The sequence below is a fragment of the Sphingomonas sp. Leaf412 genome, from assembly GCF_001425405.1.
GTDB lineage: Bacteria > Pseudomonadota > Alphaproteobacteria > Sphingomonadales > Sphingomonadaceae > Sphingomonas.
In genome coordinates this window covers 1-20568 of record NZ_LMQP01000001.1, presented here as the reverse complement: position 1 = coordinate 20568, position 20568 = coordinate 1, and the positions used below count along the sequence as shown (strand labels likewise).

Sequence of the window (20568 nt, the reverse complement as noted above, 5' to 3'; positions counted from 1 at the left end):
CGCGTCGTTACGATGCGCCCGGCCGTGCGGCGGGGATTAGCCTTCGCGCCGTGAAATGAGGGAAACGCCGATGCTCGACCGCCGCTCCTTCCTGCTGGGTTCGGCCGCCGGGGTCGCGTTGCTGCCGATGGCGTGCCGCGCGCAGGTGGCGCAACCGCCACGCGCGGCGTCGGTCGACGGCCTGTCCGCGCCGGTCGAGATCGTCGACGACCGCTGGGGCGTCCCGCATATCCGCGCCGCGACGAAGGCGGACGCGTTCTTCGGCCAGGGCTATGTCGTCGCGCGCGACCGATTGTTCCAGATCGACCTGGCGCATCGCCGCGAACTGGGGCGGATGGCGGAGGCGTACGGCGCCGCGTTCGCCGAACATGACGCGGCGGCGCGACTGTTCCACTATCGCGGCGACCTGGACGCCGAACTGGCGCGGATACCGGCGGAGGTGCTGGCGTGCGTGCGCGGCTATTGCGCGGGGATCAACGCGCGCGTGGCGGAGGTGATGCGCGATCCGGCGTTGTTGCCGCCGGAATATCGCATCCTGGGCGTGATGCCGATGCGCTGGGAGGTGCGCGAGCTGGTGCTGGCGCGCGGCGGATCGGTGGGCAATGCGGACGACGAGATCCGGCGCGCGCGGCTGGCGGCGCTGGGATTGCTGGACCTCGACGCGATCGTCGCCCCGCTGCGCCCGGCGTGGAAGCTGGCGGTGCCCGCGGGGCTGGACGTGGCGAAGGTGTCGGAGGCGGACCTCGGTGTCCTGCAACTGGGCGGCCTGCCGTTCGGGCCGGGGACGCCGACGCGCGATCCTGACGCGCCGCTCGATGCGGCCAATGCGGGATCGAATGCGTGGACCGTAGCGGGCAGCCGCACCGCAACCGGGCGACCGATACTGGCCAACGATCCGCACCTCGGCATCGGCGGGTTCGGGCCGCGGCACGTCGCGCATCTGACCGCGCCGGGGCTGGACGTGATCGGCGGCGGGGCGCCCGGCCTGCCGGGGATCATGCAGGGGCATACCGATCGCTTCGCGTTCGGCCGCACCAATTTCCATATCGACCAGCAGGACCTGTTCGTCCTCGACCTCGATCCCGCGGACCCCGAGCGCTACCGCCACGGCGGCGGGTGGAAAAGATTCGACCGGTTCGAGGTGGACGTGGCGGTGAAGGACGCCGCGCCGCGCCGTTCGGTCCTGCGCCATTCGGTGCAGGGGCCGGTGGTGGCGCACGATCCGGCACGCGGGCGCGCGACGGTGCTGGCGTCGGTGGGGATGCAGCCCGGCGGGTCGGGCGTGTTCGCGATGGTCGCGATCAACCTGGCGCGCGACTGGGCGTCGTTGAAGCAGGCGTTCGCGCTGCACCCGTCGCCGACGAATTTCCATTATGCCGACGTCGACGGCAACCACGGCTGGCAGGTGATCGGGTTCGTGCCGCAGCGAACGCGCGGCGACGGCCTGATGCCGGTGCCGGGCGACGGCCGCTACGACTGGACCGGCCTGCGCGATTTCCGCGCGCTGCCCAGCGAGTATAATCCGGCGAAGGGGTGGTTCGCGTCGGCGAACCAGAACAACCTGCCCGCCAACTGGCCGCGCGACCGCATCCCGGCCTTCTCGTTCCGCGATCCCTATCGCTACGACCGGATCGCGGACGTGCTGGCGGGGCAGCGCAAGCATACGATCGCGGACAGCGTCGCGCTGATGCACGATACGCTGTCGACGCCCGCGAAGCGGTTCCTGGCGCTGCTGCCGACGCGTCCCTCCGCCGGGGCCGCGGCGGCGGCGCGGATGCTGGCGGGATGGGACGCGCGGCTGGAAAAGGACAGCGGGGCGGCGGCGCTGTTCGAGATCGTGTGGCGCGACCTGACGCAGCGGATGCTGGCGGCGATCGTGCCCGAGCGCGCGCGCGGGCTGGTGGACGAGATCGCACCGTCCGAGCTGCTGCGCCGCGCCGCGTCGCAACCGGCGATGGTCGATGCCGCGCTGGCGGCGGGCTGGACGCAGGCGCAGCGGCTGCTGGGCGACGATCCTGCGGCGTGGCACTGGGGCACGCTGCATCAGGTCCGCATCGCGCACCCGCTGTCGCGCATCCCCGCCATCGCCGCGGCGTTCCCCGCGATCGAGGGCGAGGGCAGCGGCGGCGACGGGTTCACCGTCATGGCGCGCTGGCTGGGCGGCGGGCCGGGCTGGCGCACCGGGGGCGGGGCGAGCTACCTCCAGGTGATCGACGTCGGCGACTGGGACAGGTCCGTCATGCTGAACCTGCCCGGCCAGTCCAACGACCCCGCCAGCGCGCATTACCGCGACCAATATGCGCCGTGGATCGCGGGCGCGATGCAGCCGATGCCGTTCAGCCGCGCCGCGGTGGACGCGGCGGGGACGTCGCGGACGACCTTGTCGCCGGGTGGGGCGTCGACGTCATGAGGCCGTCATTGCGAGGAGCGCAGCGACGCGGCAATCCAGAGCCGCGCGCAATACGCGCTGGATTGCTTCGCTGCGCTCGCAATGACGGCGAGGGAGTAACCGAATGAAACTGATCCTCGCCGCCCTGCTCGCCGCCGTCGCCGGCCCCACCGTCGCCGCCCCCGCGGTCGACGTCGTCATCCGTAACGGCACGATATACACCGGCGCGAATGCCCCGCCGCTGACCGGCGACGTGGAGATCGCGGGCGACCGCATCGTGTATGTCGGCCCGACGCGGCGGACCGCGGCGAAGACGGTGATCGACGCCCGCGGCCGGATCGTGGCGCCGGGCTTGATCGACGCGCACACCCATCCCGACACCTACATCCGGTCGAAGGACGCGACGCAGCGGCTGAACCTGCCGTGGCTGGCGCAGGGGGTGTCGACGATCGTCACCGGCGTCGACGGCGGGGGCACGCCCGACGTGGCGGCGGATGCGGCGGTGCTGACGCGCAGCGGCATCGGCACCAACACCGCGCCCTTCGTCGGCTTCGGCGCGATCCGCGCGCGCGTGCTGGGACAGAACGACCGCGCCCCGACGCCCGCCGAACTGGAGCAGGAAAAGGCGCTGGTGGCGAAGGCGATGTGCGAGGGCGCTTACGGCCTGTCGACCGGCCTGTTCTACGCGCCGCAGAGCTTCGCGAAGACCGACGAGGTCGTGGCGGTGGCGCGTGAGGCGGCGACGCGTGGCGGCATGTACGACACGCACCAGCGCGACGAATCGAACTATTCGATCGGCCTGATCGCCAGCACGAAGGAAGTGATCGAGATCGGCCGCCGCGCGAGGATGCCGGTCCATATCGCGCACCTGAAGGCGCTGGGCGTCGACCTCCAGGGGCAGGCGCCCGCGCTGATCGCGACGATCGCGGCGGCGCGCAAGGCGGGGGTGGACGTGACCGCGGACCAGTATCCGTGGCTCGCTTCCGGCTCCGCGGTCGGCGCCGCGCTGGTCCCCGGCTGGGCGCTGGACGGCGGCGATGCGAAGATGATCGCGCGCTTCGACGATCCCGCGACGCTGGCGCGCGTGAAGCCGGAGATGCGCGAGAACCTGCGCCGCCGCGGGGGCAAGGAATCGATCCTGCTGACGGGCGAGGGGCAGCCGTGGACCGGGAAGACCCTGGGCCAGATGGCGGCGCAATGGGGCGTGGACCCCGTCGACGCCGCGATCCGCATCCTGAAGACGCCGGGCGCCAAGACGGGCATCGCCAGCTTCAACATGGCCGATCGCGACGTCGACCTCATCATGAAGCAGCCGTGGGTCGTGACCTCGTCCGACGGATCGGACGGGCATCCGCGGCAATATGCCACTTTCCCGAAACTGTACCGGACGTACGTGGCGGAGCGGAAGGTCATCACGCTGGCGCAATTCATCCGCCGGTCGACCGGTGCGACCGCGGACATGTACCGGCTGAAGGATCGCGGCTACCTGAAGCCCGGCGGGTTCGCGGACGTGGTCGTGTTCGATCCCGGCGCCTATACGCCGCGCGCCGACTACGTCCATCCCAGGGTGCCGAGCGTCGGCGTCGACGCGCTGTTCGTCAACGGGCGCCTCGCGCTGCGGCAGGGCCGGGCGACGGGCGTGGCCGCAGGCCGCGTGCTGCTGCGCCCGCGTCCGGCGGGGTGCGGGCGATAGCCGCGCGTTATGGGATCGCGCCGCGGCGCGATTGGCGGGGCGCGGCGCGTGCGCCCTATCCCATGATCCCATGACGATCCCCGCGCCCTATCTGCTCTATCTCGGCCATTCCGACGACGAGGTGGGGCTGAAGACCTCGCGCGGGCTGGCGGCATTCCGGCGCGAGGATTGCGTCGGCGAATGGCGCCACGACGATTGCCCCTTCACGCTGGGCCTGCCGCGGATGGCGGCGGGCGACGGGCGGATGGCGGGCGCGAAGACGCTGGTGCTGGGCATCGCCAATCCCGGCGGGCGCTTCCCCGGCTGGATGATCGACGACGCGCTGGTCGCGATCGCGGCGGGAATGAACATCGCGTGCGGCCTGCACCAGCGGTTGCGCGACGAACCGCGGCTGGTCGCCGCGGCGGAGGCGTTCGGCGTGCAGTTGTTCGACGTCCGCGACGCGCCCGACGACCTGCCGGTCGGCAATGGAAAGCGGCGCGCGGGCAATCGCCTGCTGACCGTCGGCACCGATTGTTCGGTGGGGAAGATGTACGCCACGTTGTGCCTGCGCGACGCGCTGCGCGCGCGCGGCGTCGCGGCGGATTTCCGCGCGACGGGGCAGACGGGGATCCTGATCGCGGGCGAGGGCGTACCGCTCGACGCCGTGGTCGCCGATTTCATCGCGGGCGCGATCGAGGTGCTGAGCCCGGCGCGCGACGACGACGGATGGGACCTGATCGAGGGGCAGGGATCGCTGTTCCACCCCAGTTTCGCGGGCGTTTCCACCGGCCTGCTCCACGGCGCGCAGCCCGCGGCGCTGGTGCTGTGCCACGATCCCGTGCGCCCGCACATGCGCGGCCTGCCGCATTATCCCATGCCCGGCCTGGCCGAATGCCTGGACGCGAACCTGCGCGTCGCGCGGCTGACCAGCCCCGACGTGCGCGGCGTCGGCGTCGCGCTCAACACCGTCAAGCTGGACGAGGCGGAGGCGCGGCGGCTGTGCGACGCCACCGCCGATGCGATGGCGCTGCCGTGCACCGATCCCTGGCGCTTCGGCGCGGACCCGATTGCGGAGGAATTGCTGCGATGCTTCGCACCCTCGACGCCCGCCATGACCGTTTCGGCCTGAACGCGCCGTTCCGCATCTCGCGCGGGGTGAAGACCGCGGCGGATGTGGTGACGGTGACGATCCGCGACGGCGACCATGCCGGGCGCGGGGAGGGCGTGCCCTATCCCCGCTACGGCGAGACGGTGGAGGGCGCGCTGGCCGCGATCGAGGGCGTGCGCGCCTTGGTGGAGGGGGGCGTGACGCGTGCCGAACTGGCCGCGATCATGCCCGCGGGCGCGGCACGCAATGCGGTCGATTGCGCCCTGTGGGATCTGGAGGCGCGCCTGTCGGGGATGCCCGTGACGCTGCCCGATCGCATCGCGAGCGCGATCACGATCGGCATCGATACCCCCGACGCGATGGCCGCGGTCGCATCCCGCCACGCCGCCGTCCCGCTGCTGAAGGTGAAGGTGAACCGGGAGGATGCGGTGGCGCAGATCGCCGCGGTCCGCATGGTCGCGCCGGACCCGCGGCTGATCGTCGATCCCAACGAAAGCTGGCGGGTGGAGGATATCGCGCGCTGGCAGGACATGCTGGCGGCCCAGCGCGTCGACCTGCTGGAACAGCCGGTGCCCGCGGACGACGACGCGGGGCTGGAGGGGCTGGCGTCCGCGGTGCCGCTGTGCGCGGACGAGGCGCTGCACACCCGCGCGGACCTGGACCGCCTGCGCCGCCGCTACAAGTACGTGAACATCAAGCTCGACAAGACCGGCGGCTTGACCGAAGCCCTCGCGCTCGCCGACGCGGCGCGGGACATGGGGTTCGGGTTGATGATGGGATGCATGGTCAGCTCCTCGCTGTCGATCGCGCCCGCGATGCTGATCGCGGCGCGCGCCGCGTTCGTCGACCTGGACGGGCCGCTGTGGCTGTCCGCGGATCGCGACGGCGGCGTGCGCGACGACGGCGGCTACATGCTGGCGCCGGCGGCGGGCTTCTGGGGCGGGGCATGAGCGGCGGTGCGGTCACGGCGTCGGAGCGGGACGGTACCGGCCGCCTCCCCGTGCTCCCGCGAAGGCGGGAGCCCAGACTGGGTCACCGCCTTCGCGGGGACACGAATGACGGAGTGACACCGGCACGTTCGGGCGCGGCGAGATGACCGCCTGGTTCGCCATCCCGCTGTGGAAGCGCGTCCTCGCCGGCCTCGTCCTCGGCGTCGCGCTGGGCGCCTTGTGGCCCGATGCGGCGCCGCACGTGAAGATCGTCGGCGACCTGTTCGTGCGCCTGATAAAGATGCTGGTCGTCCCCGTCGTCCTCGTCACGATCGCGGCGGGGATCGCGTCGCTCGGCGATCCGCGGCGGCTGGGGCCGATCGGAGGGCGGACGGTGGGGCTGTTCGCGCTCACGACCCTGATCGCGGTGTCGGTCGGCATGGCGGCGGGCCTGCTGGTGCGGCCGGGCGAGGGGATCGCGCTGGTGGGCGTCGCGCCGCACGTGCTGGGCGCCGCGGTGTCGCCCGCCGACCAGCTGCTGGGCATCGTGCCCGCCAACATCGTCGAGGCGCTGGCGAAGGGCGACATGCTGGCGATCATCTTCGTCGCGGTGCTGCTGGGCGTGGGCAGCGTGGTGGCGGGGGAGGCGGGGAAGTCCGTCGTCGCGCTGTTGCAGGGGCTCGCCGCCGTCCTGCTCCACGTCGTGCGCATCGTGATGGAGGTAACGCCGTTCGGCGTCTTCGCGCTGATCGCCAATGCGGTCGCCAGCGGGGGCATGGCGGTGTTCGTCAACGTCGGCTGGCTGGCCTTGTGCGTCGTGGGCGCGTCGCTGTTCCAGATGCTGGTGGTCCATGCCGGGCTGATCCGGCTGGTCGCGAAATTGCCGGTCGGGCGCTTCTACCGCGGGATCGTCGACGCGCTGGCGGTCGCCTTCTCGACCGCGTCGTCCTCCGCCACGTTGCCGGTGGCGTTGCGGGTAGCGCAGGACAATCTGGGCATCGCGCGCCCGGTCGCCTCCACCGTCCTGCCGCTGGGCGCCGCGATAGGGAAGGACGGGACCGCGATGTACGTCGGGCTGCTGGGGCAGTTCGCGTTGCAGGCGCTGGGCGTCGTGCCCGATGCGTGGATGCTGGGCGTGATGCTGGCGACCGGGGCGCTGGCCGCGTTCGGGACCGCGCCGGTGCCGTCCGCGTCGCTGTTCATGCTGGCGGCGATGCTGTCCGCGGTGGGGGTGGGGGCGGAACAGACCGCCTTGGTCGTCGGCCTGGTCCTGCCGTTCGACCGGTTGCTGGACATGACGCGCACCGTGCCGTCGGCCTCCGCGAACCTGACCGTCGCGACCCTCGTGGCGAAGGGCGAGGGAGAACTGGACGAAGCGCGCTTCAGGGGCGACACGGGCGCATGAAGTTGCGCCATATCGAGATTTTCCACGCCATCTACGTCAACGGGTCCGTGTCGGCCGCCGCGCGCGCGCTCAACATCTCGCAACCGTCGGTGTCCAAGACGTTGCGCCATGCGGAGGGCCTGCTGGGCTTCGAACTGTTCCACCGCACCGGCGGGCGGCTGGTGCCGACGGAGGACGCCCATGCGCTGTTCGCCGACGTCGCCGATATCCAGGAACGCGTCCGCGCGCTGCGAGAGGCGGGGCGGAACCTGCGCGCGGGTGCGGGGACGACGTTGCGGATATCGGCGCTGCCCAGCCTCGCACTCGGCGTGCTGCCCGCTGCGGTGGCGCGTTTCCTGGCGAAGCGGCCGGAGGTGCGGTTCGATCTTCAGACCGTCCACCACGACGACGTGATGCGCAAATTGTACGAGCGCGAAACCGATATCGCGATAGCCAGCGAGCCGCCCCATGGCGCCCCGCTGGCGCGCACCTGGCTGGGGGAGGGCGAACTGGTCGTCCTGTACCGCGAACAGGACATGCCCGCCGCGCCGCCGCGCGTCGAGCTGGCGCATCTGGCGGGGCGGCCGTTCATCTCGCTCGCGGGGAGCGGGCCGATCGGGCAGCTGCTGGCCGACGAACTGGAACGGCTGGAAACCGAGCTGGAAGAGGTCGCCGCGGCGCGCACCTTCTACATCGCCGCCGCGCTGGCGCGCGCGGGCGTGGGGATGACCGTGGTCGACAGCTTCACCGCGGAGGCGTGGATGGCGCCGGGCCTCGCCGCGCGGCCGCTGAAGCCCAGCCTGGCGTTCGACGTCCACGCCATCCACCTGATCGACCGCCCGCCCTCGGCGCTGGCGGCGGAATTCCTCGCCGTACTGGGCGACGTGATAGAGGGACGCTGATGCTGCTGTTGTCGTTGCTGCTCGCCGCCGCGGCGGACCGTCAGGTGGAGGCCGCGCTGGCGCAGGCGGGGCCGGGGACGCGGATCGGGCTGGTCGTCGTGGACGACCGGGGGCGGGAAATCGTCGCGATCCGCCCCGACGAGCGCTTCGTACCCGCATCGAACACGAAATTGTTCACCACCGCGCTCGCCTTCGCCACGCTGGAAACCGCCGCGCCCGACGATGCGGGCGCCTCGGTCCGGCTCGAGGGCGGGGACGTGATCCTGCGCGGTCATGGCGACGCCCGCCTGTCGGGTGCGGCGGATTGCGTGACCGACTGCCTGCGCGACCTGGCCGCCGCCATCGCGCGGGAGACGCGCGTCGTGCGCGACGTGATCGGCGACGACACGTACTTCCCGGACGAACGCTGGCCCGCCGGGATGAGCTGGAACAACATGGCGGGACGCTACGGCACCGCCATCTCGGCGCTGACGATCGACGACAATGTCGTTGCCGTGACCGTGACGCCGACGACCCCCGGCGCGCCCGCGATCGCGACGGGGGACGGATATCTCGCGCTCGACATGGAAGCAGTGACCGGCGCGGCCGGGACCGATGGCGACCTCGGCTATGCGCGGATGCCCGGCAGCGACCGGCTGCGCGTGACGGGGACGATCCCCGCGGGCGCCCCCGCCCGGACGCTGTTGGTGGGGATCGACGATCCCGCGCATTATGCCGCGTGGCGGCTGGCGGCGCTGCTGCGCGCGGCGGGAGTCAGGGTGACCGGCACGATCGCCGTGCGCCACCGCCCGATCGGTCCGGGCGACGATCCGGCCACCCGCGGCGCGGCACCCCCCGCGCGCCCGCCCGCGCCGAAGGCGCTGGCACGGCTGACGCCGCCCCCGCTGGCGGAGGATGTGCGCGCCACCAACAAGGTCAGCCAGAATCTCCACGCCGACCTGCTGCTGCGCCGCGTCGGCGCGGTGGCGGGGACCGGTTCCGTCGCCGACGGGCAGGCGGCGATGCAGGCGATGCTGACCCGCGCGGGCGTACCGCGCTGGCGCTACGACCTGTCGGACGGGTCGGGCATGTCCAGCTACAACCGGGTCACGCCGCGCGCCACTGTCGCGCTGCTGCGCTGGGCCGCGACGCAGGGCTGGGGCGCGGCGTGGCGCGAAACGTTGCCGGTCGCGGGCGTCGACGGCACGCTGGCGCGCCGCTTCGCGGGCACGCCGCTGGAGCGGCGGCTGTCGGCGAAGACCGGCACGCTGAACGCCGCCAACGCGCTGGCGGGATATCTGACCACCGCGAAGGGAAGGACGCTGACCTTCGCCGCCTATGCCAACGACATGCCCGAGGATGCGAGCGCGACGGCCGCGATCGACGCGGCGCTGCTGGCGGTCGCGGCGGGGAATTGAGGGTTGGCGGCGGGGGGCATGGTCACCAGATCGGCGGCGGATCGATACGGAAGGTCGAACGATGCGGATCCTGAACATCCTGGCACGCCGGTGCATGGCACTCGATGGGTTCGACGATGCCGTCGCCTTCTACGAACGGCTGCTCGAACAGCCCGCGCGCCTGCGGTTCGACTATCCCGAATACAGGCTGAAACTGGCGCAGGTCGGATCGCTGTTGCTGATCGGCGGCACGCCGGAAAGCCTCGCGCCCTTCACCGCCACGGACGCCACGTTCCTGGTCGAGGATATCGAGGCGTGGCAGCGCCATCTGCCCACGATCGGTGCCGTGGTCGTGGAGGCGGCGAAGCCCGTGCCGAGCGGGCACAACATGCTGGTCCGGCACGCGGACGGCATGCTGGTCGAATATGTCGAGCATCGGGACAAGCATCCCGACGACCGCATGTGACGCGCGCCTAGGACACCCCCGGCGCGACGGCGCGTATCACCGCCTCGCCCGTCGCCGGCCGCAGATCGAAGATGCCGCTGTCGAAATGCCGCGTCGGATGCACCCGGTTGGTCAGCAGCGTCCACGCGCACGCGCGCGCGAAATCCACCCACAGGCCGGTGCCCGTGAACCCCGTATGCCCGATCGTGCCGGGCGAACATGCCTGCCCCCCCGACCAGCCGGGGAAGCGGATCTCCCACCCTGCGGTCCGGTGCCCTTCCACCGGCGTGCGGATCGCGTGCAGCATCGCGGGCGACGCGCCGCTGCCGTCGAGCAGCCCGCGCGCGAAATCGAGCACGCCGTCGACCGTCCCGAACAATCCGGCGTGCCCCGTCCGCCCGCCCAGCGCGAAGCAATTCTCGTCGTGCACCTCGCCCTTCAGCACGCGCCCGCGCCACATGCACCGCTCGGTCGCGACCGCCGGGCCGGGCGGCGGCCCCCAGCCCAGCCCCGCGCCCAGCGGCAGCGCGTCCAGCCCCGCCCCCGTGATCCGCTCCACCGCGATGCCCAGCAACAGGAAGTTGATGTCGGAATAGACCGGCGGCCCGTGCCGCCATTCGCGTTGCAGGACGAAGGCGCGCAACCGGTCGGGATCGTCGCCGTAGGTGTAGATCGGCTCCACCGCGGGCAGGAAGGTGCGGTGGACCAGGCAGTCGCGGAACGTCAGCCGCCGCTCCGCCGCATTGGCCACGTCGTACTGGCGCAGGTCGGGGATCGCGTCGGTCAGCGGGCGGTCGAGGTCGATCCGCCCCTCGTCGGCCAGCCGCAGGACGAACGTGGTGGTGGCCACGACCTTGCTGACGCTGGCGAGGTCGAACCAGTGTGCGCGGGTCAGCGGTTCCTCCGCCGGCACCTTCTGCGCCAGCCCCGCGACGCGGACGTGGCGGGTGCCGTCGGCGGTGACCACGCCCAATGTCGCGCCGGGGATGCGCCCCGATGCGACCGCGGCGGCGGCGGGGGCGAAGGCGGCGTCCATATCGATGGCCATCACGCCTCCCGCGCGCGGATGCGCGACAGCGCGGGCAGGAACAGGATCGCGGCGAAGCTCAGCACGCCCGACAGCAGGAAGAAGCCGTCATAGCCGATCGCCAGGACCATCGTTCCCCCCGCGCCCGCCAGCAGCCGCGGCAGCAGGAAGGCGAAGCCGGTCAGGAACGCATATTGCGCGCCGGGGTAACGCGGGTTCACCAGCAGCGACAGGTACACGACGAACACCGCGCCCGCGAAACCATTGCCGAACTGGTCCGCCCCGGTGGCGACGTACAGCAGCATCTCGTCCACCCGCTGGTGCGCCAGCCAGACGAAGGCGAGGTTTCCGATGCCCGCCACGACCGCCCCCAGCGCCAGCGTCCACGCCATCGGCCAGCGCGTGACCAGCCACCCGCCCAGCCCGACGCCGACCACGCTGGCGCCCAGCGCGACGAAACTGTCCGCCCGCCCGATCTGCGTCAGCGTGTAGCCCAGCTCCTTGATCATCGGCTTCGACAGGTTCAGCGCCAGCACGTCGCCCATGCGGTACAGCGACACGAACGCCATCAGCACCAATGCGGCGAAGCCGTAGCGCCAGAAGAAATCGACATACGGCCCGATCGCCGCCGACGTGCGGATCGGAGCGTCGGCGCGCGCGCGGCGGATCTTCGGCAGCGCCGCGGCCATGAGGAGGAAGGGCAGCATGCAGATGCCCAGCACCCACGGCGTCACGTTCGCCTTCGCATCGATGCCCGCCCCCGCCGCCAGCGCCAGCACGACCCAACCGACCGCCGCGGTCGCCGTCGCCGCCGCCAGCAGGATGACCGCGCTCGCGCCCACCCCCGTGACCAGCGCGGTGACTCGCCCCCCGCCGCCTTCCGTTTCGGGCCGCATCGCGGCGAGGATCGGGAAGGGGAGGAAGGCGATCGCCGCGATCGCGAGATAGGCCACGCCCCAGCCGCCCCAGTCGGCCAGGATCAGCGCGCCCGATCCCGCCGCGACCATCGCGCTGCGATACCCCCACAGGTTCGCCGCGACGATCGGCCCCTGCCGGTCCTGCGTCGGGTACAGTTCGATGCGCCACGCGTCCGCCGCGACCTCCAGCGTGGTGGTCCAGAACGCGAGCAGCAGCGCGAACAGCGCGGTGACCGGCAGGTTATCGTCCCCCGCCGTCATCGCCATCGCCACCATCGACGATGCGATCCCCAGCTGTGCCAGCATGATCCACCCGCGCCGCTTGCCGAAGAAGCGCGCGAAGCCGGGTACGGCGTAACGGTCCAGCAGCGGCGCCCACACGAATTTCAGCGTCGGCAGCAATTGCACCCAGGCGAAGAAGCCGATGACCGCCAGCGCCACGCCATGCGCCTGCAACCGCAGCGCGAGGACGGTGGAGAACATGTAGAAGGGCAGGCCCGCGGCGAAGCCCAGCAACCCGTACAGCATCATCCCGCGACGGTCCGCGGGCATGACGGGGGTGGGGGTATCGGTCACGCCGCGGTCCGGTCGGGGACCATCGGCGAGGGAGCGGTGCGCGTCGTAACCATGGCTTTCCCAACTCGCCCCCGGCCGCCGCCGGGGAGGCGATCGGCGTGAATATCCTACCGAGCGTCGGCGGCATGAACTGCCGCGTCAATCCCGTTCGTCCGCCCGTAATCACCGCGGGCTATACGGTGGCCACGGATGGATATGGCCCTTCGCGCGCGCGAAGGGCCAAACGCGCAGGCAGGAGGCGCATGATGGCGACCTGGCACATCGGGATCGACGCGGGGGGCAGCCATTGCCGCGCGCGACTGATCGACGCGGACGGGCACGTCGTGGGCACCGGGCAGACCGGGCCCGCGACCACGCGCATCGGGCTGGGGCCGATGACCGCCGCGCTGGAGGAAGCCATCGCGCAGGCGTTCGCCGCCGCCGGGCTGGACCGCGCGGCACGGGCGCATTCCGCCGCGGGGATGGGAATAGCGGGGCTGTCGCGTCCCGGCGCCGCCGCCGCGCTGGAGGACGTCGACTTCGGCTTCGCCCGCGTCGCGCTGGCGACCGATGCGCAGATCGCGAACCTGGGCGCGCATCGCGGGGCGGACGGCGCGACGCTGATCCTGGGCACGGGCAGCATCGCGCAACTGCGCGTCGGCGGACACGACTTCGCGATCGGCGGCTACGGCTTCCCGATCTCGGACGAGGGCAGCGGCGCGGCGCTGGGCCTGTCGGCGATGCGCCACGCCCTGCGCGCGCTGGACGGGCGGACGACGCGCACCCCGCTGGCGCTGGCGATCGCGGCGCGCTTCGGCCATGCGGTGCCGCAGGCGGTGGCGTGGATGGATGCCGCCACCCCCGCGGATTATGCCGCGCTTGCCCCGATCGTGATCCAGCATGCCGAGGCGAACGACACGATCGCGCGCTCGATCGTGGAGGATGCCGCGACCCACGTGGAACGCTTCATCGAGACGATCTTCGAACGCGGCGCCCCCTCCTGCGCGCTGCTCGGCGGTCTTGCCCCCCGCCTGCGCCCGTGGCTGCGCGACCGGACGGTGGCGCGGCTGAGCGAGCCGTCGGGCGACGCGCTCGACGGTGCCTTGCTGCTGGCCGGATACGCCCGCGTATGACGACCGAAAGCGTCGACCCGCGCTTCCTGGACATCGACGCATGGCCGGTCGCCGACGCGGTCGCCGCGATGGCGGCGGGGCAGGCGCGGGCGGTCGCGGCGCTGACCCCCGCTTTGCCCGCCATCGCGGCGGCGGCGGAGGCGGGGGCGGCGCGGCTGCGGCGCGGGGGAAGGCTGGCCTATGCCGGCGCGGGGACGTCGGGACGGCTGGCGGTGCAGGACGGCGTGGAGCTGACGCCGACGTTCGACTGGCCGGAGGAGCGGCTGGTGTTCCTGCTGGCGGGCGGCGCGACGGCGATGATGCGCGGGATCGAGGGGGCGGAGGACGATGGCGACGCCGCCCGCGCCGCGGTGGCGCAGGCGATGCTGGGCGCCGACGACGTGCTGGTCGCGGTCGCCGCCTCGGGCCGCACGCCCTATACCCGTGCGGCGACGACGGCGGCGCGCGCGGCGGGGGCGCTGACGATCGCGATCGCCAACAACGTCGCCGCCCCGCTGCTGATCGATGCGGCGCACGCGCTGCTGCTGGATACCGGGGCGGAGGTGGTGGCGGGATCGACGCGGATGCAGGCGGGAACGGCGCAGAAGGCGGCGCTCAACATCCTGTCGACCGCGATGATGCTGCGGCTCGGCCTCGTCCATCGCGGCCGGATGGTGGCGATGCGCGCCACGAACGCGAAGCTGCGGTCGCGCGCGGAGGCGATGGTCGCGGACCTGGCCGGGGTCGGACGCGCGGCGGCGGCGGCGGCATTGTCGGCGACGGGTTATGCGATCCGCCCCGCGATCCTGGTGGCGCGCGGCGCCACGCCGGACGAGGCCGCGGCGCGGCTGGCGGCGGCGGGCGGCGACCTGCGGCGCGCCTAGTCCCGCTCCACGCGCGGCGTTCGGACGCGGGCGTGGTGCGGAGCGGAAAAGGCGGATCGGAACGCATCCCCGGGTCGCGGGCGGGGGGCGCCATTTCACTTCCGTTTCGGTCGCCGGAACCCTACATGGGGGCATGGCAACAGACCCCAATACGAACGAATACGGCGCCTCCTCGATCAAGGTGCTCAAGGGCCTCGACGCGGTACGCAAGCGGCCGGGCATGTACATCGGCGACACCGACGACGGGTCGGGCCTGCACCACATGGTGTTCGAGGTCAGCGACAACGCCATCGACGAGGCGCTGGCGGGGCATTGCGACCGCATCGACATCGCGCTGAATCCCGACGGATCGGTCAGCGTCACCGACAACGGCCGCGGCATCCCCACCGGCATCCACCCGGAAGAAGGCGTGTCGGCCGCCGAGGTCATCATGACCCAGCTCCACGCGGGCGGGAAGTTCGAGAATACGTCGGACGCCAACGCGTACAAGGTGTCGGGCGGCCTGCACGGCGTCGGCGTCAGCGTCGTCAACGCGTTGAGCGAGTTCCTCGACCTCACGATCTGGCGCGACGGGAAGGAGCATTACATGCGCTTCGTCCACGGCGACGCCGCCGCGCCGCTGAAGGTCGTCGGCACCGCGGAGCCGGGGCAGAAGGGGACGCGCGTGACCTTCCTGCCCAGCCCGTCGACGTTCAAGATCGTCGATTTCGATTTCGAGAAGCTGGAGCATCGCTACCGCGAACTGGCGTTCCTGAATTCGGGCGTCCGCCTGTTCCTGACCGACGCGCGGCATGAGGAGCCCAAGACGATCGAATTGTTCTACGAAGGCGGCATCGCCGCGTTCGTGAAATGGCTCGACCGGACGAAGGCGCCGCTGTTCCCCGAACCGATCAGCGTCACCGGCCATCGCGACGACGTGGGCATCGACGTCGCGCTGGAATGGAACGACAGCTATTACGAGAACGTCCTGGCGTTCACGAACAACATTCCGCAGCGCGACGGCGGCACCCACATCGCGGCGTTCCGGTCGGCGCTGACGCGCACGATCAACAATTACGCCGACAAGTCGGGGCTGCTGAAGAAGGAGAAGATCTCCCTCACCGGCGACGACATGCGCGAAGGGTTGACCGCGATCGTGTCGGTGAAGCTGCCCGACCCGAAATTCTCGTCGCAGACGAAGGACAAGCTGGTGTCGAGCGAGGTGCGCCAGCCGCTGGAATCGCTGATGGCGGACAAATTGGCGGAATGGCTGGAGGAAAATCCCGGCCACGCGCGCTCGATCGTGGGCAAGGTCATCGACGCCGCCGTGGCGCGCGAGGCGGCGCGGAAAGCCCGCGACGCCAGCCGCAAGACGGTGATGGGCGTCACCGGCCTGCCCGGCAAGCTGCACGATTGCCGCGAGCGCGATCCGGCGAAGTCCGAACTGTTCATCGTGGAGGGCGATTCGGCCGGCGGCTCGGCGAAATCGGGCCGCAACAGCGAATTCCAGGCGATCCTGCCGATCCGCGGCAAGATCCTGAACGTCGAACGCGCGCGGACCGACCGGATGCTGTCGTCGAAGGAGATCATCTCGCTCATCCAGGCGATGGGCACGGGCATCGGCCGCGACGAGTTCAACCTGGACAAATTGCGCTACCACAAGATCGTCATCATGACCGACGCCGACGTCGACGGCGCGCATATCCGTACGCTGCTGCTGACGTTCTTCTATCGCCAGATGCCCGACCTCATCAGCGCGGGGCATTTGTTCATCGCGCAGCCGCCGCTGTACAAGGCCACGCGCGGCAAGGCGGTGGAATATCTGAAGGACGAAGGCGCGCTCGACGATTACCTCGTCCGCAACGGCGCGCAGAACACGACATTGGACGGCATCGGATCGGGCGATCCGCTGGTGGCGCTGGTCGAACATGCACGGCGGATGCGCTCGCTGATGCGCTACGTGCCGCGGCGCTACGATCCGCAGATCATCGAGGTGCTGGCGCTGGGCGGCGCGCTCGATCCCGACATCGCGCGCGACGAACGCGCGCACCGGCTGGCGGAAGTGACGCGGCGGCTGGATCAGGGCGATCCGGAGGCGCGCTGGACCGCGCGCATGACGGAGGAGGGCGGCTTCCACTTCCAGCGCGTGTGGCGCGGCGTGACCGACCACCACATCATCGAGGCGGCGTTCATCGTGTCGGCGGAGGCGCGCAAGCTGCACGGCCTCGCCGCCGAACAGGCCGAACTGTACGTCGGCGCCCGCAAGCTGATCGCGCTGAAGGGCGCGGTGGTCGAGGAAGCGCCGGTCGAGGACGAGACCGCGGACGAGGCGGAGGCGCGCGCGGAGGCGGAGGAGGTCCTGACGATCGGCAAGGGCGAGACCCTGGTCGCGCGGCCGTCACAGCTTCTGGACGCGATCCTGGCCGCCGGGCGCAAGGGGCTGGCGATCCAGCGCTACAAGGGGCTGGGCGAGATGAATGCGGAGCAATTGTGGGAAACCACGCTCGATCCGCACAACCGCTCGATGCTGCGCGTGACCGCGACGATGGGCAGCGAGGAAGGCGACATCTTCTCCCGCCTGATGGGCGACGTGGTCGAACCGCGGCGCGAGTTCATCCAGGAGAATGCGCTGAACGTGGCGAACCTGGACGTCTGACGGCCCAGGCGCGGTGGTCCGACCGCTAAAACAGTAGAAATGCCCGCGAAATAGCTGGAAATGGGAAGCCGCAGGTTGGTTATCGGGAGCGCAGGTTCCTGCCTATGAGCCGGTGGTACCTGTGCGATGAACAGGTCGGTGAGCACTGCCGGCACGTCGCCATGCCCGAGCGGGCGCGCTACAACGAGCGCCGGACATTCCTGGCTGATCGTATAGGCTAGAACGTTGTTTACGCTCGGCGCAATCCTGCCTGCGCCGATCTTCAACGGTGGCTGGAGGTAGGCGCAGGCAGAGGCGGCTAGCTTCACCGATCACAGTCGTTAGGCCTACGACAATGTGCTTCTACATCGCCATCGAAGGCAAACCGGTGCCGCCTTATTGGCGTAGGGTAATGGAAAGCACGAATATTCGTGGTTGGCTGGCACGATGCCACTATGGCTCAAGATGACCTGAACCCGGTCATTCTCCCCTCGCTTACGTAAAACGCACTTTCGTGTGGTGACCCCATGAAGCGAGTCAATAGGCGCCGGGGGGAGAGATTGGTTCGGCGCCGGTCGTCGCGCGACCATAGATTTCATAGCCGATGGTCGGGATGTTCTGGATATGACGGGTAGCCATCGACACGTCGCGCCAGTAGCGATTGATCGGTTTGTCGAGCGCGAAGGCCGATGATCCTGCCTGAAACATCAGCGACTCGCTGGCGCCATGGATCAGCTCGATCATTTGTGCGCTCGCGGCCCGATGCTTCGCTTTCTCTGCGATCGATAATTCTTCGCCAAAGCCTATACGGTCCAGTTTGGCGGCGAGGTCGAACAATATCAGCTTGGCCGTGTCGATCATGGCAGCTGCTTCACCCAGGTCGCGCATATAGGTGCCCGAACTGGTGCGTGGGCCGATGGTGGTGGTCAGCACCGGCTTTTTGGGCGCTTCGGCCGTGACGATTTCCAGCATCTGCTCGACCGCGCCGATCAACTGGGCGATGCCGGTGGTGCGGACTGTGGGTACGGCGGGAAGCAGATCGGATGACGCGCCGAAATGGCGCTTGGTGGTATCGATCTGACCGGCCCGTTCGCTCATCAGCACCATTTGCGCGTCAGGAATGAAAACGTCCCTGGCTACGGCCGTGTCGGACCCCGTCCCTTGCATACCCGATACGAACCATGTGTCCTCGATCGTCATCTGATCCATTTTTAGATAGCACATGTTGATGCCAGGAACGACCGGACCGTCATAATCTTCCAGCACCACGCCCTGCTGCGCCCAGACCGATTGGCGCGAACCGGACATGTAAGGCCATTTGCCGTTGATGACCCAGCCGCCTTCCACCTTGCGTGCTTTGCCGGGCGGATTGTAGGCACCGCATATCGCCACCGGGCCATCGGCGAATACGGCGTCCTGCACGCTATCGGGCGCGAGGCTGGTGATCCAGCTGGTGCCGTTGATGATCTGCATGACCCAGCTGATCGCGGGGTCGCCCTTGGCGATCTCTATCTGTACGCGACAGAAATCGGTCGGGGACAGATCAAAACCGCCCAGACGCTGCGGCAGCAGCAGGCGCAGGAAGCCTTCGTCCTTGAGCATGAGGTCGACGGCCGGGGTCGGGCTGCGCCGTTTTTCGCCCTCTGGCGCTTCGCCTTGCAGAAAGGATCGCAGGCTGCGCGCCTTTTCGACCAGCGCATCGGCGACCTTCCCGGACGCAAAGCCCGTCTGCGTGGTGGTTCCCAGTTTCTGCAAGCTGGCCATCCGGTCATCCTCTCACACGTCCGGCTATTTGCACCACGACGCGCACAATCGGTGGGGCGTACCGTTTCAAACAGGCTCGATTGCGATGCCGTCGTTCACGGCGTCACATCTTTATCAGCCTGTTTCATTTCCGTTAAATCGATGGGACCATCGATCAGCATGTTGACCCGGTCGATCGGGACCTGTTGAACAAGGATCGGCGCGCCGTTCAGAATATCCTCGCCCATCATCAGGCCATCCTTGTCGAAGCGCAAGGTCGTCACGTTCAGCCACCGGATGATATACAACCCCTCGGCGTCGATCTTGTCGTCGTAACTGGCCAGGAATACGCCCGGATAGATCGCGCTGAGGATCGCGTGGAATGACAGGCCATGCTCGTCGAAGAAAACGCGCTCCTCGTCGAACGGACCTGCCATGCGAACGTTCATCGACACGACACCATCGTACATGGCCTTGGTGTCCTGCCATGTGCGGATTTGCGCCATGGTGCCCCCATCGTTCATGAACGGGTGACCGCCGAAGCTATATTGGATCGGTCCCGGTGACATCGTGGCCATCACTGCCTCGACGTCGTTGGTGACCTCCCCCCAGAAATGGTTCCGATAGGTTGTCAGCCAGGCCTTGTGCCGTTGATCCGACAGTGCCGCGATCCGGGCATCAAGTCGGGCGAGGCTTTCCTGCGCGGTAGAGATTCTTTCCATGCCGCATTCTCTCCAACAAGGTTTCGACCAGGCCGCACTTTCCATAAGTGGAATCTGGCCTCGGTCGGGTCCGGCGGATGCAGCGGCTCGTCTTCAGCCTCGCGAGGCTACATCCGCCGGTATACCCTATCGATCGGTGCCCTGGCCGATGGCCATGAAATCCGCGGTGGCCGGGTCGTGGCATCCATAGCCGCCGTCGACAGGAATCTCCGTACCATTGACGAATGTCGCCCGGTCCGAGGCCAGGAACGTCGCCATATGGGCAATGTCATCCGGCACGCCGCCGCGTGGGGCCATGATGTGGCGCATGAACATTTCACGGGTGGTAGCCGGCATGCCGTCATAAGCGGGCGTCTCGATGAAGCCCGGCAGTATGGCGTTGCAACGAATGCCTTCCTTGCCGTGCCGGGTGGCGACGGCGCGAGTAAGCGCAAGAACACCTGCTTTCGATGACTGGTGGGTAATCAGCATGTGTCCGCCCAGTTTCGCCGCCATCGATGAAATATTGACGATGGCACCGCCCTTGTTGCGTTGCAGGTGCGGGACGGCGTGCTTGCAGCACAGCATCGTGCCCTTGAGCTGGATCGAGAATGCCTTGTCCCACAAATCGGCATCGAGGTTGACCAGTTCATGGTCGAAAGAGGCGAGCAGGGCGGTCGGACCTGCATTGTTGACGACGGTCGACAGGAACCCGAAGCGCTCTACGGCAAAGGCCATCATGGCAGTGACGTGCTCCCCTGAAACTCTGCCAGTTTGAGCTAGAGTCCGCCTTCGTGAGGAGACGGA

16 protein-coding genes are annotated in these 20568 nt (G+C 69.7%); 11 read left to right on the top strand and 5 right to left on the bottom strand.

Annotated features, from left to right (window positions below; all coding sequences use genetic code 11):
- Positions 1-70 precede the first annotated feature (70 nt).
- From ASG29_RS00080 to ASG29_RS00045, 8 genes are all read left to right on the top strand, one after another.
- Entirely contained in the window at positions 71-2410 is a 2340-nt protein-coding gene (locus ASG29_RS00080; RefSeq protein WP_055978516.1) for a penicillin acylase family protein, read from the top strand.
- Between the two features lie 103 nt (positions 2411-2513).
- Complete coding sequence (locus tag ASG29_RS00075; protein ID WP_055978514.1) at positions 2514-4082, top strand: N-acyl-D-amino-acid deacylase family protein; 1569 nt, start codon at positions 2514-2516, stop codon at positions 4080-4082.
- A 70-nt stretch (positions 4083-4152) separates the two neighbouring features.
- Positions 4153-5193: an N-acetyltransferase DgcN gene (gene dgcN / locus ASG29_RS00070; RefSeq protein ID WP_055978512.1), complete on the top strand. Its 1041-nt coding sequence runs from the start codon at positions 4153-4155 to the stop codon at positions 5191-5193.
- Complete coding sequence (gene dgcA / locus ASG29_RS00065) at positions 5151-6122, top strand: N-acetyl-D-Glu racemase DgcA (RefSeq protein ID WP_055978510.1); 972 nt, start codon at positions 5151-5153, stop codon at positions 6120-6122. The genes dgcN and dgcA overlap by 43 nt, the downstream gene beginning before the upstream one ends.
- A gap of 142 nt (positions 6123-6264) precedes the next feature.
- A complete protein-coding gene (locus ASG29_RS00060; RefSeq protein ID WP_055978507.1) occupies positions 6265-7506 on the top strand; it encodes a dicarboxylate/amino acid:cation symporter in 1242 nt (413 codons plus the stop codon).
- Positions 7503-8387 carry a LysR family transcriptional regulator gene (locus ASG29_RS00055; protein WP_055978505.1) on the top strand — a complete coding sequence of 295 codons (885 nt, stop codon included), beginning with the start codon at positions 7503-7505 and terminating at the stop codon, positions 8385-8387. Before ASG29_RS00060 ends, ASG29_RS00055 begins: the two co-directional genes overlap by 4 nt.
- Entirely contained in the window at positions 8387-9784 is a 1398-nt protein-coding gene (gene dacB / locus ASG29_RS00050; RefSeq protein WP_055978503.1) for a D-alanyl-D-alanine carboxypeptidase/D-alanyl-D-alanine-endopeptidase, read from the top strand. Before ASG29_RS00055 ends, dacB begins: the two co-directional genes overlap by 1 nt.
- A gap of 61 nt (positions 9785-9845) precedes the next feature.
- Entirely contained in the window at positions 9846-10229 is a 384-nt protein-coding gene (locus tag ASG29_RS00045; RefSeq protein WP_055978501.1) for a VOC family protein, read from the top strand.
- A 7-nt stretch (positions 10230-10236) separates the two neighbouring features.
- Here ASG29_RS00045 and ASG29_RS00040 read toward each other — a convergent pair whose 3' ends face one another.
- Together ASG29_RS00040 and ASG29_RS00035 are read right to left on the bottom strand one after the other, a co-directional pair.
- Positions 10237-11256 (bottom strand): serine hydrolase domain-containing protein, encoded by a 1020-nt coding sequence (locus tag ASG29_RS00040; protein ID WP_055978499.1) that lies wholly within the window; start codon positions 11254-11256, stop codon positions 10237-10239.
- Positions 11256-12728 carry a permease gene (locus tag ASG29_RS00035; RefSeq protein ID WP_235532706.1) on the bottom strand — a complete coding sequence of 491 codons (1473 nt, stop codon included), beginning with the start codon at positions 12726-12728 and terminating at the stop codon, positions 11256-11258. Before ASG29_RS00035 ends, ASG29_RS00040 begins: the two co-directional genes overlap by 1 nt.
- 242 nt (positions 12729-12970) lie before the next feature.
- On the opposite strand from ASG29_RS00035, the gene ASG29_RS00030 reads away from it, so the two are divergent.
- From ASG29_RS00030 to gyrB, 3 genes are all read left to right on the top strand, one after another.
- Positions 12971-13840, top strand: coding sequence for a BadF/BadG/BcrA/BcrD ATPase family protein (locus ASG29_RS00030; protein WP_321163171.1), 870 nt, complete (start codon positions 12971-12973; stop codon positions 13838-13840).
- Positions 13837-14703 (top strand): N-acetylmuramic acid 6-phosphate etherase, encoded by an 867-nt coding sequence (locus tag ASG29_RS00025; protein WP_055978497.1) that lies wholly within the window; start codon positions 13837-13839, stop codon positions 14701-14703. The genes ASG29_RS00030 and ASG29_RS00025 overlap by 4 nt, the downstream gene beginning before the upstream one ends.
- Before the next feature lie 133 nt (positions 14704-14836).
- Positions 14837-17338, top strand: coding sequence for a DNA topoisomerase (ATP-hydrolyzing) subunit B (gyrB, locus tag ASG29_RS00020; protein WP_055978495.1), 2502 nt, complete (start codon positions 14837-14839; stop codon positions 17336-17338).
- A 516-nt stretch (positions 17339-17854) separates the two neighbouring features.
- Here gyrB and ASG29_RS00015 read toward each other — a convergent pair.
- From ASG29_RS00015 to ASG29_RS00005, 3 genes are all read right to left on the bottom strand, one after another.
- A complete protein-coding gene (locus ASG29_RS00015; protein WP_055978493.1) occupies positions 17855-19081 on the bottom strand; it encodes an acyl-CoA dehydrogenase in 1227 nt (408 codons plus the stop codon).
- 95 nt (positions 19082-19176) lie between these two features.
- Positions 19177-19782, bottom strand: a complete 606-nt coding sequence (locus ASG29_RS00010; RefSeq protein ID WP_055978492.1) for a hypothetical protein — start codon at positions 19780-19782, stop codon at positions 19177-19179.
- 126 nt (positions 19783-19908) lie between these two features.
- Positions 19909-20568, bottom strand: a 660-nt coding sequence (locus tag ASG29_RS00005; RefSeq protein ID WP_156457812.1) for an SDR family NAD(P)-dependent oxidoreductase, incomplete at its 5' end; no start/stop codon positions are given.

What these genes read in the sequence shown, in the direction of transcription:
- ASG29_RS00080 (WP_055978516.1), top strand. Translation starts at nt 71, where the DNA reads ATGCTCGACCGCCGCTCCTTCCTGCTGGGTTCGGCCGCCGGGGTCGCG.
- ASG29_RS00075 (WP_055978514.1), top strand. Translation starts at nt 2,514, where the DNA reads ATGAAACTGATCCTCGCCGCCCTGCTCGCCGCCGTCGCCGGCCCCACC.
- dgcN (WP_055978512.1), top strand. Translation starts at nt 4,153, where the DNA reads ATGACGATCCCCGCGCCCTATCTGCTCTATCTCGGCCATTCCGACGAC.
- dgcA (WP_055978510.1), top strand. Translation starts at nt 5,151, where the DNA reads ATGCTTCGCACCCTCGACGCCCGCCATGACCGTTTCGGCCTGAACGCG.
- ASG29_RS00060 (WP_055978507.1), top strand. Translation starts at nt 6,265, where the DNA reads ATGACCGCCTGGTTCGCCATCCCGCTGTGGAAGCGCGTCCTCGCCGGC.
- ASG29_RS00055 (WP_055978505.1), top strand. Translation starts at nt 7,503, where the DNA reads ATGAAGTTGCGCCATATCGAGATTTTCCACGCCATCTACGTCAACGGG.
- dacB (WP_055978503.1), top strand. Translation starts at nt 8,387, where the DNA reads ATGCTGCTGTTGTCGTTGCTGCTCGCCGCCGCGGCGGACCGTCAGGTG.
- ASG29_RS00045 (WP_055978501.1), top strand. Translation starts at nt 9,846, where the DNA reads ATGCGGATCCTGAACATCCTGGCACGCCGGTGCATGGCACTCGATGGG.
- ASG29_RS00040 (WP_055978499.1), bottom strand. Translation starts at nt 11,256, where the DNA reads ATGGCCATCGATATGGACGCCGCCTTCGCCCCCGCCGCCGCCGCGGTC.
- ASG29_RS00030 (WP_321163171.1), top strand. Translation starts at nt 12,971, where the DNA reads ATGATGGCGACCTGGCACATCGGGATCGACGCGGGGGGCAGCCATTGC.
- ASG29_RS00025 (WP_055978497.1), top strand. Translation starts at nt 13,837, where the DNA reads ATGACGACCGAAAGCGTCGACCCGCGCTTCCTGGACATCGACGCATGG.
- gyrB (WP_055978495.1), top strand. Translation starts at nt 14,837, where the DNA reads ATGGCAACAGACCCCAATACGAACGAATACGGCGCCTCCTCGATCAAG.
- ASG29_RS00015 (WP_055978493.1), bottom strand. Translation starts at nt 19,081, where the DNA reads ATGGCCAGCTTGCAGAAACTGGGAACCACCACGCAGACGGGCTTTGCG.
- ASG29_RS00010 (WP_055978492.1), bottom strand. Translation starts at nt 19,782, where the DNA reads ATGGAAAGAATCTCTACCGCGCAGGAAAGCCTCGCCCGACTTGATGCC.